The organism is Amycolatopsis acididurans, assembly GCF_012328925.1.
Taxonomy (GTDB): domain Bacteria; phylum Actinomycetota; class Actinomycetes; order Mycobacteriales; family Pseudonocardiaceae; genus Amycolatopsis_E; species Amycolatopsis_E acididurans.
The window spans coordinates 135,477-148,578 of record NZ_JAAXLS010000008.1 but is presented as its reverse complement, the minus strand read 5'-3'; the positions used below and the strand labels follow the sequence as shown (position 1 = coordinate 148,578).

General features: G+C 68.0%; 12 protein-coding genes. 9 read left to right on the top strand and 3 right to left on the bottom strand.

What is annotated here, in order from left to right; translation table 11 throughout:
• Positions 1-8: 8 nt before the first annotated feature.
• Genes HFP15_RS15005 through HFP15_RS14995 form a run of 3 tightly spaced genes read right to left on the bottom strand, consistent with a single transcriptional unit; the run spans position 9 to position 3,465 of the window.
• Positions 9-494: an aromatic-ring-hydroxylating dioxygenase subunit beta gene (locus tag HFP15_RS15005; protein ID WP_168515838.1), complete on the bottom strand. Its 486-nt coding sequence runs from the start codon at positions 492-494 to the stop codon at positions 9-11.
• Positions 491-1,765: an aromatic ring-hydroxylating oxygenase subunit alpha gene (locus HFP15_RS15000; protein WP_168515836.1), complete on the bottom strand. Its 1,275-nt coding sequence runs from the start codon at positions 1,763-1,765 to the stop codon at positions 491-493. The genes HFP15_RS15005 and HFP15_RS15000 overlap by 4 nt, the downstream gene beginning before the upstream one ends.
• The gene (locus HFP15_RS14995) at positions 1,762-3,465 is read right to left on the bottom strand and encodes an AMP-binding protein (protein ID WP_168515834.1); all 1,704 of its coding nucleotides are present in this window, start codon (positions 3,463-3,465) and stop codon (positions 1,762-1,764) included. The genes HFP15_RS15000 and HFP15_RS14995 overlap by 4 nt, the downstream gene beginning before the upstream one ends.
• 135 nt (positions 3,466-3,600) lie before the next feature.
• Here HFP15_RS14995 and HFP15_RS14990 point away from each other — a divergent pair, with 135 nt between their 5' ends.
• From HFP15_RS14990 to HFP15_RS14950, 9 genes are all read left to right on the top strand, one after another.
• Positions 3,601-4,320 (top strand): hypothetical protein, encoded by a 720-nt coding sequence (locus HFP15_RS14990; protein ID WP_168515832.1) that lies wholly within the window; start codon positions 3,601-3,603, stop codon positions 4,318-4,320.
• 41 nt (positions 4,321-4,361) lie between these two features.
• The gene (locus tag HFP15_RS14985) at positions 4,362-4,898 is read left to right on the top strand and encodes a cytochrome c oxidase subunit 3 (RefSeq protein ID WP_210717272.1); all 537 of its coding nucleotides are present in this window, start codon (positions 4,362-4,364) and stop codon (positions 4,896-4,898) included.
• Positions 4,899-4,906: 8 nt separating this feature from the next.
• Positions 4,907-5,182: a cytochrome C oxidase subunit IV family protein gene (locus HFP15_RS14980; protein WP_168515828.1), complete on the top strand. Its 276-nt coding sequence runs from the start codon at positions 4,907-4,909 to the stop codon at positions 5,180-5,182.
• A 17-nt stretch (positions 5,183-5,199) separates the two neighbouring features.
• Positions 5,200-6,837: a PEP-utilizing enzyme gene (locus HFP15_RS14975; protein ID WP_210717271.1), complete on the top strand. Its 1,638-nt coding sequence runs from the start codon at positions 5,200-5,202 to the stop codon at positions 6,835-6,837.
• Positions 6,834-7,727: a DUF7064 domain-containing protein gene (locus HFP15_RS14970; RefSeq protein WP_168515826.1), complete on the top strand. Its 894-nt coding sequence runs from the start codon at positions 6,834-6,836 to the stop codon at positions 7,725-7,727. The genes HFP15_RS14975 and HFP15_RS14970 overlap by 4 nt, the downstream gene beginning before the upstream one ends.
• A 12-nt stretch (positions 7,728-7,739) precedes the next feature.
• Entirely contained in the window at positions 7,740-8,354 is a 615-nt protein-coding gene (locus HFP15_RS14965) for a hypothetical protein (RefSeq protein ID WP_210717270.1), read from the top strand.
• Positions 8,351-9,829, top strand: coding sequence for a pyruvate, phosphate dikinase (locus HFP15_RS14960; RefSeq protein ID WP_168515824.1), 1,479 nt, complete (start codon positions 8,351-8,353; stop codon positions 9,827-9,829). The genes HFP15_RS14965 and HFP15_RS14960 overlap by 4 nt, the downstream gene beginning before the upstream one ends.
• A complete protein-coding gene (locus tag HFP15_RS14955; protein WP_168515822.1) occupies positions 9,826-11,442 on the top strand; it encodes a PEP-utilizing enzyme in 1,617 nt (538 codons plus the stop codon). The genes HFP15_RS14960 and HFP15_RS14955 overlap by 4 nt, the downstream gene beginning before the upstream one ends.
• Before the next feature lie 110 nt (positions 11,443-11,552).
• A complete protein-coding gene (locus tag HFP15_RS14950; protein ID WP_168515820.1) occupies positions 11,553-13,076 on the top strand; it encodes an acyl-CoA synthetase in 1,524 nt (507 codons plus the stop codon).
• Positions 13,077-13,102: the final 26 nt, after the last annotated feature.

The following is a 13,102-nucleotide window of genomic DNA, read 5'->3' as shown; positions in this document are numbered from 1 at the left end:
CGCCCTCCTCAGATGAGGAACGACATCGTCGGGATCGCCTCGTCGCTGTTGACGAGAACGACCTTCTTGTACGCCAGGCGGATCTCGCCGGCCACGACCCGCAGCCGGTAGGTCACTCTGCCCGCCCACAGTTCGACACCGCGTGCCCGCGACTCGACCAGCTGAAAGGTCGCACCGACCACGACATCGTCACCTTCGTGGCCCAGCACCTCGACATTGCCGACGACCCGGCTCAGATTCGACGGCGGGGCCTGCGCGTAACGCTTGCCGGTCCGCAACTGGCGCAAGCGGGTGGAAATTCGGCTCCTGTTGTCGTACACGACCGACATCTCGCGCAGCGGATCGATATCGGGCGAGCCGGCCGGAACCCAGTACAGCGCATCGTCGGTCCACAGCGCCTCCCAGGCGTCGTAGTCGTGGGTGTCGGCATACCGCGCCTCGCGGTAAAGGAACCGTTCGATGTCGCGCAGGTCGAGCGCCGTGGCCGCGGTCATGCTTCCTTCTCCATCAACGTCTTGTAGTGGGACCAGAACGCACGCATGCCGGTCTCATCGGTCGCCGTGCCGACACGAAGCCCACGCTCGTCGGTCACCTCGCGCTCCAGGCCACGCCGGATGTCGACCCACTCGGGACGCACCATGCCCAGCCCCCGCTGGTTGCGCTCGTACATCTCGGTGTCGTCGGCGAGCAGCATCCCGGCCGGGCCCACGGAGCCGATGGTCTGCGACACCATCCGCCGATTCAGTTCCGGCGCGCCCTTGAACTGGACGGCCGTCGCGTGCTGCACACATTCGGCGACCGACAGCGGCTGGATAACGAAAAGCTGGATCTCCGCGACGAACAGGTTGGGGAAGATCATCACGTGTGGTGAGCCCTCGACGAGGATGTCCTCCGCAGCGGGCCCGTGCGCCTCGCGCATACGCGCCACGTATTCGGGCACCCGCGATTCCGTGGTGCCGAACCAGCGCATCGGCTCCCCGAACCTGCGGAACTCCGGGCGCAGATCGTTCTCGCTGTGCCCGTTGCCCAGTGCGCGGGTCACCGCGGTCGAGTTGTCACTGTAGAGCGGCCCGATCGGGCTGCCGGTGACACTGAAGATCGAACCGTGCACGAACTGGGGGTGGTAGCCGTCGGTCTCGTTCTCCGCCAGCAGCTTCCAGTTCGCCCGCGTCCGGTGTTTGAGCCAGCCCGCGGTCAGCTCGACCTTTCCCTCGGGGGACAGCCGGACGAGCCGGTCCAGCTCGCCGGCCGCCTCCCCCAGATGTTCGGCGAGGTCCGGCCCGTCGGCGGCGAGGCTGGCGAACACGAAGCCGCGGTAGATCTCCATGCGCGGCACCCGGCCGAGCCCCAGCTCGAGTTTGCCCCGGCCGCCGTAACCCTTCTTGTACGGGTAGCCGAGCAGTTCGCCGGTGTTGCGGTAGGTCCACCCGTGGTAGGGGCACCGGAACGAACTGGAGTTGCCTCGCGCGTCGTCGCACACCAGGTTCGCCCGGTGCGCACACCGGTTGAACACGACGTGCACCTCACCGTCGGCGTCCCGGGTCAGGATCACGTCCTGAGGGCCGATCGTCTTGCGCACGTAGTCGTTCGGCTCCGGTACCTCGCTGACGTGCCCGACGTAGATCCACGTCCGGTACCAGATCTTCGCCAGTTCCTCGGCGAAGACGGCTGGGTCGGTGTAGAGCGAGCTGTGTACCCGCGTCGGCTCGATCAGCCGCGAGTACTTGCCCTCCGATGTGGACTGTGCTGGGACGGTTACGGTCATACCTCGCTCTTTTCCAGTAGTCTCGCGGCGATCTCCGCCAGCCGGAACTTCTGCACCTTTCCGGTGGGTGTGGTGGGCAGCTCGTCCGGTTCGAGGAACAGCACGCGTTTGGGCACTTTGAAACGGGCCAGCTTCGCGGCGCACAGGTCGAGGATCTCGCGCTGTCCCACCGTCGAACCCGGCGTGCGCACAACACAGACGCAGCCGGCCTCGCCCCACCGCTCATCCGGAACACCCACGGCGTACACCTGGCTGATTCCCGGGTATGCGCTGAGCAGTTCCTCGATCTCCTTCGGCATGACGAGTTCGCCGCCGGACTTGTAGAGTTCCTTGCTCCGTCCGGTCAACCGGAGATAGCCGTCCTCGCCGACCACGCCCAGATCGCCCGAGCGCAGCCACCCGTCGTGAAAGGCGGCCGCCGTCTCGTCCGGTTTACGCCAGAAACCGAGCATGGCCGTGGGTCCGCGCGACACCAGTTCGCCTTCGGTCCCATGCGGCAGCAGATTTCCGGTGATCGGGTCGGCGGTGCGGTACTCGACGAGGTCACCGCTGCCGGGAAGCCCGGCCGGGCCGGCGAACTTGGGCTTCCCGACCGTCTCGGCCGTGCGTGCCGAGCTGTCCTCAGGCAGCGTGAGGGTCATCGCGCCACCGCATTCGGTCATGCCGTAGCCCGTGGTGATCTCGCAGATGCCAAGCTCGTCACGCACGCGCTCCCAGAGCCAGACCGGGGCCGGCGCGGCACCGGACAGCATCGCGAACGCCGAGGAAAGGTCGAACTCCGCGCGCCGGGGGTGCTCCAGCAGCGCCACGGTCATCGTCGGGACACACAGGACGTCGGTGGCGCGATACCGCTCAATGGCGGTGAAGTAGCCGACGGGGTCGAACCTCGGCTGCGGGATGACCGCGCCACCGGCGACCATCGCGGCCAGCAAACCCTCGACGTAGCCGAACATGTGGTAGCACGGCAACGCGAAGACGATCCGCCGGCCGTCCTCGAAACCCCGGGTCAGCGCGGACGCGAACGCCGTGCGCAGCACCGCGTCGTGTGTCACGCACACGCCCTTCGGCGAGCCGGTCGTACCGCTGGTGTACAGGATGTCGGCGACATCGCCGGGTTCGGACGCGGGCCGATCGCGTGGCATGGTATGCCGTGCGCCGAGCTCGGCCAGCTCGGCCACCGTGGGCACTCCAGCTCGCCGCGCGCCCCCCGTCGGGAGCTGGACGACGTGGACGAGTTCGGGGAGCTCCTTCGTCGGACCGTGTTGCCACCCGGGTGCGGCCTCGTCGAGCATCGAGAGGTAGTCGAGCTCACCGTGCCCGGTCATCGTGACAAGCACCCGGCAGCCGGACTGCGCGAGTACGTAGGCCAGCTCGTCCTTCCGGTACAGGTAGTTGAACGGCACGGCCACAGCGCCGGCACGCGCGATCGCGAACTTCAGGGGCGCGAACTCGAGATGATTCGCCATCAGCAGTCCGACCCGGTCGCCCGTACTCACGCCGAGTGCGACCAGGCCGTCGGCCAGCCGCGCCGACCATTCGGCGGTCCGCTCGTAGCTCAGGGTGTCATCGAGACCGATGATGAACGGCCGGTCACCATGGCGGTCGGCGCAGTGATCGAGCCAGGAGCCGAGGGTGCGCGGCACCCAGCGCGGATACGCCGCGAGAAGCGCCGCCCGCCGCTCACCGATGTCCTGACTCATATCCGCCTCCCTTCCTCTTTAATTGAGATTAGAATAAGTCACCGCATCGCCGCTAGCAAGACCACTGGCGTGCCGGCCTGAAACCAGCTATTTTAACTACGATTAAAAACTCACGATCCTCGATGGAGCGGTTCGATGAACACCAAAACACAGCGCCTGTGCGCATGGGCCGGGCCGGCGATGATCGTCGTCTTCCTGATCGGCTTCTGGTTCGTGGCCGGGCTCGTACCGCCGCCGTCACCCCATCTGAGTGCGGAGGAGGTGGCGCGCTTCTACGTGGAGCACCGGTCGCGCATCCAGCCGGGCCTGATCATCTCGATGGTCGCCGCCGGTCTCGGCTTCCCCTGGACCGTGGCGCTTGCCCTGCAGATGCGAAGGGCCGAGGGCAGGTGGGCGCCGCTGGCCGTGACTCAGCTGGTCGCGGGATCCGTCCTGCCTCTGCTGATCGTGTTCCCGATGTTCGCCTGGGCCGCCGCGGCCTACCGAGCCGGCAGCAGCTCCCCCGAGATCACCCAGGCGCTCAACGACCTGGGCTGGCTTCCGTTCATCGGGTTCATCGCGCCGCCGATCGTGCAGGCCATCGCGCTCGCGCTCACCGTGTTCGCCGACCGCCGCGCCGTTCCGGTGTTCCCGCGCTGGGTCGGCTACTACAACCTTTGGTGCGCCGTGTTGTTCGCGCCCGGCATCCTCGACATCATCTTCCACACGGGCCCCTTCGCCTGGAACGGGGTGTTCGCGTTCTGGATCCCGCTGGTGGTCTTCGGAAGTTGGTTCTTCGTCAACGCGGTACCGCTGCTGCAGGCGATCGCCAGGCAGGAGCGGGAAGAGGCCGGCACGGCCGCAGCGGTCGCGTGATGGCGACGGCTGCCGCAACGCGTCCGGCTCGCTCGCGTCACGTGCCGGGCGAGCCGGGTGTCTGGGTCCTGATCTTCGGCGATCTGGTCGTTTTCACGGTCTTCTTCGCCACCTACCTGCACGCGCGGGCGAGCCAGCCCGAGCGTTTCGCGGCCGCCCAGAAAGCACTCAACCCGGCTTACGGGGTGGCGTACACGCTGTTGCTGCTCACCGGCTCGCTCTTCGTCGCCACCGGCGTACGCGCCGCACGGCGCCGCGCCGGTTCACCCGCACCCGCGTTGTTCGCCGGAGCATTCGGTTGCGGGCTGGCCTTCGTGGCCCTGAAATCGCTGGAGTATCACGACAAGATCGCGCACGGCCTGACGGCGGGTACCAACGACTTTTTCCTCTACTTCTACATCCTGACCGGCGTTCACCTCTTCCACGTCCTGATCGGCCTCGGCGTACTGATCGCGCTCGTCGCCAAGTCACGCCACCAGCCCCTCCCCTTCCGTTTCCTCGAGGGCGGGGCGACGTTCTGGCATCTGGTCGATCTGCTGTGGATCGTCTTGTTCCCGCTGCTGTACTTCGTGCGATAGGAACAGCCATGCCAAGGCTTACCGCACTGGTACCCACCCGCTATTCACTGGCCTGGGCGGTATTGACCGCCGCCACCATCGTGTCCTGGTATCTCGGGCACGACCACGGTCTCGGTCCCGGCCTGGCCACCACGCTCGTGCTGATCGTGGCCTTCGCCAAAGTCCGGATCGTCGGCCTGTACTTCATGGAGTTGCGCGACGCGCCACGCATCCTTCGCGGGATCTTCGAGGGGTACTGCCTGATCGGATGCGCCGTGCTCCTGGCCTTCTACCACCTACCGTGACGTAAGGGGATCGAGTCATGACTCTGCCCGACCGTGTCGAACCCCCCGTCGGCCTCGACGAGGAAACCAACGCGCTCCACAGCGATTCGCCCCCGGATGCCTCCTGGAGCTCGATCAACCTTGCCGAAGCGGTGCCGGGAGTGATGACCCCCCTGTGCGCGAGCGCCTGGGTACCGGCGAGCGAACTCGGACTGCGTGCCCCGTTCCATGCCATGGGCGCGCTGAGTACCGCCCGCAAGGCAGTCCCTGCCGATCCGATGGAGCGCATCACCAACGTCTTCTTCGGCCGGATGGCCGTGCGCGTCGACTTCCTGTGCGAGATCGGGGACCTCATCCCCGGCCAGTCCGGCGAGGCACTGGCCCGCGACTTCTTCGGCTTCGTGCCACCGGATTTCGAGAGCAGGCCGTCTTTGCGCCGCCTACCGGCGATCGCGGTACGTTATCCGCGCACGCTGCTCAAGATCGCCAAACGGCTCCAGCATCTCCGTCGCACGACCGACGCGTGGTGGCGCGAACGGACACCACAGGTCGCGAACCTGTCCCTGGATGAGGCACGGGAGCTCCTGGACGAGGCGATGGACCGGTTCGCGGAGAACCTGGCGGCTCAGGCGGTGATCAGCGCATGCGCCATCCAACCGGTGTACGAGCAACTGACGAATGCGGCCAAGGCGGCCGGCACCGATCCCGCCGTGCTGTTGCGCGGACAGGGGTCCCACGAGGAAAGCGCCGTACTCGATGATCTGTGGGCCGTCTCCCGAGACAAACTCGATCTCGAGACCTTCCTCGGGCGCCACGGATATCACGGCCCCGGCGAAGGTGAGCTGTCCACTGTGGTCTGGCGTGAGAACCCGGCTCCCGTGCTCCGCCTGATCGAGCAGTACCGCGAGCTTGGCGAAAACGCAGCGCCGGAGCACGGCGAGACGCAGGGTGCGCACGAAAGTGCCGCCGCCGAACGACAGCTGTTCGGCGCGACTCGTGGGCTCGCCCGTCTGAAGGCCCGGGTGCTGCTGCGGCTCGCCCGTAAGTACGTTCCACTGCGCGGCGTGGGCAAGGTGTCGTACCTGCAGGCGCTGGACGTCATCCGCGCCACCGCACGGCACATCGGCGGGATTCTGACCGCGGATGGGGTTCTCGACGAGCCTGACGACGCGTTCTACCTGACGCGTGATGAGTTCCGCGGCGAGCTCGACGGCGACTTGCGCGACCTGGTGGCTCGACGGCGTGCGGTGCGCGCCCGGTACCAGGCGCTGGAGGTGCCGACCGCATGGACGGGGCGCCCCACTGCCACACCCGTCGTGGCCGACGGACCGCCGCAGAACACACTCACCGGCGTCGGTGCCTCGTCGGGTACGATCGAAGGCCGCGCGGTCGTCGTGCTCGACCCGTCGAACGCCGACATCGACACCGGCGACATTCTCGTGGCGCACACGACCGATCCGGCTTGGGTCTCGCTCATGTTCCTGGCGCAGGCCCTCGTCGTCGACATCGGCGGCATGCTCAGCCACGCCGCCGTCGTGGCCCGCGAACTCGACATCCCCTGCGTCATGAACACCAAGAACGGGACCCAGGTGCTGCGCACCGGGGACCGCGTGCGCGTCGACGGCACGGCGGGCACGGTCGAAATTCTGGAAAGGGCTGGAGGACCCACCGAATGAGCACTGTGACACCCACCAGCGAGATCTGGGGGCCGTTGGCCGAGCCCGTCCACCCGGACGAAGCAGGCCCGGCGGACCCGGTCTGGAAGGACAACGCCTATCTGTCCTTTTGGGACGTTCCCGCACGCGTCTTCGGTACATTGCATCTGTCCACCTCACCCAACGGCGAGGGCAGCCGCCGCGCGCGGTGCAGCGTATCGGCCGACGGGCAGGTCGCCGAGGTCGTAGAGGAGCTGCCCGTCGGGGAGTTCCGGAGTGAATCGATCCACTTCGGACTCGACGGGCGCATCAAGGTCTCCCATCCGGACCTCGATGTCGACCTGGTCAACCTTCCACTGTTCACGCCTGCCGACTACGCGGTCGGCGGCGTTATCCCGGAGCTGGTACCCGGGCGCCCGCTGCGGCACTACCAGCAGGCAGCGGCGGTCGAGGGGACGATCCGGCTTCGCGGCAGGCAGCACGACGTGGCCGGGCACGGGATGCGAGATCGCACCTGGGGCTTCCGGGACGAGTCGGCCCAGTGGGTCGAGTACGCAGGTCTCATCGGGGTGTTCGAGGGCACGTTCATCACCGCGATGAAGTTCCTCGGCAACGACGGTTCGCTGCGCGCGGACGGTTTCCTGGTCGACGACCAGGGCCAGCGCACGATCACGGGCATGTGGTTCACCCGCGACGCGGCCGCCCAGTTCGTCTCGGCCCGGCTGAAACTGGGCGACGGCAGCACCTTCGGCGTCACCATGACCGGCCGGGAGGGCGGGTTCTGGGTGCCGATGGGTGCGCGGAACGAAGGCCCCTCCTTCGGTACCTATGACGACTTCCTGCGACTGGAGCTCGCCGGCCGGTCCGGTGCGGGCTTCTTCGAGCAGGGCATCGTGCACCGGGTTTGGTGAGTGGAGACGAACATGATCGACGAGATTCGAGTACTGCAGACAGCGCGGCTGAAGGGACGCCCCCGTGGCGCGGACCTGGCTCCGGCGACAGGGCTCACGGCCGACGAAGTGCAGGTGATCGTGGAACGCCACTTCGCCGCCGGGCACCTGGAGCCCGCGCGAGACCGGGTGAAGCTGACCGCGCAGGGCCGCGCGCGTCTGGACGTGCTGCTCGCGGACGAGCGGGAGCGGATCGACCAGGAAGCCCTGATGTCGGCCTATCACGAGTTCGAAGCGTTCAACGGCGAATTCAAGCAGCTGATCACCGACTGGCAGCTGATCGACGGCTCCCAGCCCAATGACCACAGCGACGCCGAGTACGACAACCGGATCGTCGAGCGCCTCACGGACCTGCACGAGCGGTTCCGGCCGTTGCTGCACCAGATCACCGGGATCGCATCTCGTCTCGCGGTGTATCCAGGCCGTTTCGCCTCCGCCCTGCACAAGGTGCGGTGCGGCGATCATTCGTGGATGGCGCGGCCGCTGGCGGACAGCTACCACACCGTGTGGTTCGAACTGCACGAGGAACTGATCGGGCTCGCCGGGCTGTCCCGCGCCGCCGAAGCCGCCGCGGGGAGGGCCGAATGACCTCGCTCACGGCACCACGGATCCTCACCCTGGACGGCACGACCGGCCAGAGCCGCGACGTACTGGGCGGCAAGGCCTGGAGCATCGAGCACATGCGCGCGCTGGGAATTCCGGTGCCACCGGCGTTCGTGCTCACCACCGAGGTCTGCCAGGCCTACTACACCGACGGCGAGCAACTGCCCGAGGACGTATGGCAAGCGGTGCCCACCGCGATGGACGGACTGGAAAGGACCACCGGCCGCCGCTTCGGCTCGGCGGCCAAGCCCCTACTGGTGTCCGTACGATCCGGCGCGGCGATCAGCATGCCGGGCATGATGGACACGGTCCTCAATCTCGGCATGACGGACGCCGTCGAGCGCGCGCTGGCCGAGCAGTCCGGCGACGCGGGCTACGCGGCGGACACCCGGCGCAGGTTCGCCGAGCAGTTCGAAAAGGTCGTCGGCGATGCTCCCCCGGACAACCCGTGGGAGCAACTGCGCCTCGCGACTATCGCCGTGCTGCGCTCGTGGCAGTCCCGCCGCGCCGTCGCCTACCGCCGTGACCGGGGCATCCCGGAGGAGGGCGGTACGGCCGTGACGGTGCAGGCAATGGTGTTCGGCAACCTCGGCGACTGCTCGGGCACGGGCGTGCTGTTCACTCGCGACCCGCTCACCGGATCGGCCGAGCCGTACGGTGAATGGCTACCACGCGGCCAGGGTGAAGACGTGGTGTCGGGCCGCGCCAACGCGTTACCCCTGGAGGACCTCGCGGTCGCGATGCCCGGCGTGCACGCCGATCTGCTGGCTGCCGCGCGACGGCTCGAACAGGCCGGCCAGGACGTGCAGGACATCGAGTTCACGGTCGAGAACGGCACGCTGTGGCTGCTGCAGACCCGAACCGCGAAACGGTCGCCGGAGGCGGCACTCCGGCACGCGGTGCAATTGCGGCAGGAAGGCCTCATCGACCTCGATGAAGCGTTGCGCCGGATCGCGCCCGAACACGTCGAGGCACTGCTGCGGCCCCACCTCTCACCGGACCGCGGTTCCCCGATCGCCAGCGGCAAACCCGCGTGTCCCGGCGTCGCGTCAGGCATCGTCGTGCTCGACGCCGAGGAAGCAGAGACCCGGGCGGAAGCGGGTGAAAACGTCATCCTCGCCCGGCCCACCACCGACCCGGACGATGTGGCGGCGATGTCGCTGGCGAAGGCGGTCCTCACCGAGCTCGGTGGGTCGACCTCCCATGCGGCCGTCGTATGCCGGGAGATGGGTGTGCCCTGTGTCGTCGGGTGCGGCACCGGGACACTCGCCGGTCTGGCAGGCCGCACGATCACGGTCGACGCGAGCGCCGGAAACGTGTACCGCGGCGAAATCGCCGTCGGTGCCGGGTCCGAACGCGACGATCCGGAACTCGCGGCCCTGTCGTCCTGGCTGCGCCACGACACGTCCTCCGACACACGACTGCCCGACTTGCTCCGCCGCGCGAGGGAGTGTCAATGACGGCGCGTCGACGCGTGCTCGAACTCCTCGACACGCCCTCGTGCGACACCGAACTGACCTGGACCACCGGCAACGTCGCGGAAGCCTTTCCCGGCGTTTTCACGACGCTCGGCTTCGGTTTCACCCATGAGCCCATGGAACTGGCCTTCCGGACGATGTTCGCACGGCTCGGTGTCTTCGGTCCGGGCGAGATCCATCTGCCCGAACGAATCGAGGACACCTTCTGGACGTTGTTCGCCGGACGCGCGGCGGCCAACATCGACAAGTTCCGGCAGATCGCCAACGTCACTCCCGGCACCTCGGCGACCGCGGTGGAACAGCAGCTGTTCGGTTACGTCCGTCCGACCACGGTGGACGACAACTCCTACCGTCGCTATCCGATCATCCTGGCCAAGGCCCCCGCGGCGGTGATTTCGCTGCCGCGCCGTCACGACGCGATGTTCGCCGAACTGCGGACCTGGCGACTGGACCGGCTCAGCCGGATCGAGGAGCTCGACGAACAGGGTTGCCGCCGTGTGCTCGCCGACGCCCGTGCCCGCTTCCAGCGGATCATGGTCCTGCACCTGATCGTGGCGTTCGTCAGTTCCGGGCTGGCCGAGCGGCTGGCGGCGATGGTCGCCAAGCTCGATCTGCCGGGACTCGAAGCCCGGCTGCTCTCCGGTGTGGGCTCCGACGAGAACGAGGTCGCGCACGATCTGTGGGCCCTGGCTCATGGCGAGCTGCGGCTACCCGACTTCACCGCTCGTCACGGCTACCACGGCACGAACGAAGGTCAGCTGTCGGGCGTGTCCTGGCGCGAGGATCCGGCTCCGGTGCTGGCCCGGCTCGACGACTACCGGTCGATTTCGGCGGACAGCCCACGGGCACCACGACGCCGCGCCGTGCACCAAGCGGAGACCCGGCGCGCGGCCATGGCCGAGCTGACGGCCGCCACTCCCCGGCTGCGCCGGTCCCCCGTCACGATGCTGACCAACCTCGCCGCTCGCTGGCTCGCGCTGCGCGAGCAGGGGAAGGCCGGTTACCTGCTCACCTTCGACGTCGCACGAGCCGCGTGCCGGCGGATGGGCGAGCACCTTGTGGCGCAGGGCGTCATCGACGACCGTGAGGACGTGTTCCACCTCGGCTACGACGCCGTCCTCGAAGGCGTCCACGGTGACGTGCGCGACCTCGTGGCTCGACGCCGTACGGAATACGAGGAACGGCTCGACCTGCGACTCCCCCAGTCCTGGACCGGAATGCCCGAGGTGACGAAGGTGGGTGAGCCCACCTCGGGATCCACTGTGGATGGTGTGATCAAGGGTGTCGCCGCGAGCAGCGGACAGGTCGAGGGCCGCGCCCGTGTGGTACGTGATCCGGCCACCACCGAACTGGACGATGGCGACATCCTGGTGTGCGAGACCACCGACCCGAGCTGGGTGTCGCTGTTCCTCGTCGCCGGGGGCGTCGTCACCGACTTCGGGGGCATGCTCAGTCACGGACCGATCGTCGCCAGGGAGATGGGCATTCCTTGTGTCTGCGGGACCGAGGACGGCAGCTGGCGCATCCCCGACGGCGCCTGGATCCGCGTCGACGGTGACGCGGGCACGGTCGAGATCGTCGGAGCACCGGCATGAGCCCGGCCCAGCCGCTCTATGGCACGCCGGGCTCGGCGGCGATGTGCCGTCGGCCGGACGGTGCGGCGCCGCTCGCGACTCGCCTGGCGACCGAGGCGGTGAGCTGAGGCATGTCGTTGACCCTGGGCCTGCACAGGGCACTGCAGCAGACACCGGACGCCGTGATGACGGTGTACGGGCGGCGGACACGAACTGTGCGCGAGGTCGCCGCCCGGGTCGCGCGGCTCGCCGGCGCGTTGCGTGATCTCGGGGTCGGTGCCGGGGACAGGGTCGCGATGCTGTCGCTGAACTCCGACCGGTACCACGAATATCTCCTGGCTGTTCCGTGGGCAGGCGCGGTGCTCAATCCGGTCAACATTCGCTGGAGTATCAGGGAAATCGCTCACTCACTGGCTGATTCGGACAGCAGAGTAGTGCTGGTCGACGATGCCTTCGCTCCACTGGTACCCGGGCTGCGGGAGCGGTACCCGCAGTTGCGCACGGTAATTCACTGCGGTGACGCGGCCACGCCGGCAGATGCTCTGTCCTATGAGGACCTCCTTGACTCCACCGATCCCGTTGAGGACGCCCGCCGGAGTGGGGGCGAGCTGGCAGGCCTGTTCTACACGGGCGGCACGACCGGTTTCCCCAAAGGCGTGATGCTGTCGCACACCAACCTGGTCACGTCCGCGCTCGGCGCCGCGGGAACCGGGTTCATGTACCGGCCGGGGGCCCGGCTCCTGCACGCCGCGCCCATGTTCCACCTCGCTGACCTCTCCGGCTGGATCGCCGTGACGCTACTCGGCGGCACACACATCATCGTGCCGGCGTTCGACCCGGTCGCCGTGCTCTCCGCGATCGAGCGCCACCGCGTCACGGAGGTCCTGCTGGTCCCGGTCATGATCCAGGCACTGATCGACCACCCGGACCTGGACCGGCACGACCTCTCCAGCGTTCGTGCCGTGCTCTACGGAGCCTCACCGATCGCGCGGCCGGCGCTGGAGCGCGCGATGGCCGCACTGCCCAACGCGGGATTCACCCAGGCGTACGGCATGACCGAACTGGCCCCGATCGCGACGCTGCTGGGACCGGACGACCACCGCCTGCCCGGTCTGCTCAGCTCTGCCGGGCGCGCTGCCCCGCATGCCGAAGTCAGGGTGGTCGGCCCGGACGGTGACCCGGTGCCCACCGGAACGGTGGGCGAGGTCGTGGTGCGTGGCGACGCCGTGATGCTGGGCTACTGGAACCAGCCGGCCGAAACCCGCGCCGCGCTGCGCCACGGCTGGATGCACACCGGCGACGGCGGCTACCTCGACGAAAACGGATATCTGTTCATCGCCGACCGGATCAAGGACATGATCGTCTCCGGGGGCGAGAACGTCTACTCCGTGGAGGTGGAGAACGTCATCGCGGCGCATCCCGCCGTCGCCGCCTGCGCCGTGATCGGCGTGCCGGACGAGACCTGGGGTGAGCGCGTGCACGCGGTCATCGTGCGCCGGCAGGGCGCCGATGTCACCGCGGACGAGATCCGGGCACACACCAAAGCGCTCATCGCCGGGTACAAGGCTCCGCGCACAGTCGACTTCGCCGAGTCACTCCCGGTCTCCGGAGCAGGCAAAGTCCTCAAGCGGGAACTCAGGAAACGTTACGCCTGAAGGGATCCCCTCGCCTCGGCGAGGGG

Excerpts from the sequence above, each read along its gene's own strand:
- HFP15_RS15005 (WP_168515838.1), bottom strand. The coding sequence starts at position 494 with ATGACCGCGGCCACGGCGCTCGACCTGCGCGACATCGAACGGTTCCTT.
- HFP15_RS15000 (WP_168515836.1), bottom strand. The coding sequence starts at position 1,765 with ATGACCGTAACCGTCCCAGCACAGTCCACATCGGAGGGCAAGTACTCG.
- HFP15_RS14995 (WP_168515834.1), bottom strand. The coding sequence starts at position 3,465 with ATGAGTCAGGACATCGGTGAGCGGCGGGCGGCGCTTCTCGCGGCGTAT.
- HFP15_RS14990 (WP_168515832.1), top strand. The coding sequence starts at position 3,601 with ATGAACACCAAAACACAGCGCCTGTGCGCATGGGCCGGGCCGGCGATG.
- HFP15_RS14980 (WP_168515828.1), top strand. The coding sequence starts at position 4,907 with ATGCCAAGGCTTACCGCACTGGTACCCACCCGCTATTCACTGGCCTGG.
- HFP15_RS14975 (WP_210717271.1), top strand. The coding sequence starts at position 5,200 with ATGACTCTGCCCGACCGTGTCGAACCCCCCGTCGGCCTCGACGAGGAA.
- HFP15_RS14970 (WP_168515826.1), top strand. The coding sequence starts at position 6,834 with ATGAGCACTGTGACACCCACCAGCGAGATCTGGGGGCCGTTGGCCGAG.
- HFP15_RS14965 (WP_210717270.1), top strand. The coding sequence starts at position 7,740 with ATGATCGACGAGATTCGAGTACTGCAGACAGCGCGGCTGAAGGGACGC.
- HFP15_RS14960 (WP_168515824.1), top strand. The coding sequence starts at position 8,351 with ATGACCTCGCTCACGGCACCACGGATCCTCACCCTGGACGGCACGACC.
- HFP15_RS14955 (WP_168515822.1), top strand. The coding sequence starts at position 9,826 with ATGACGGCGCGTCGACGCGTGCTCGAACTCCTCGACACGCCCTCGTGC.
- HFP15_RS14950 (WP_168515820.1), top strand. The coding sequence starts at position 11,553 with ATGTCGTTGACCCTGGGCCTGCACAGGGCACTGCAGCAGACACCGGAC.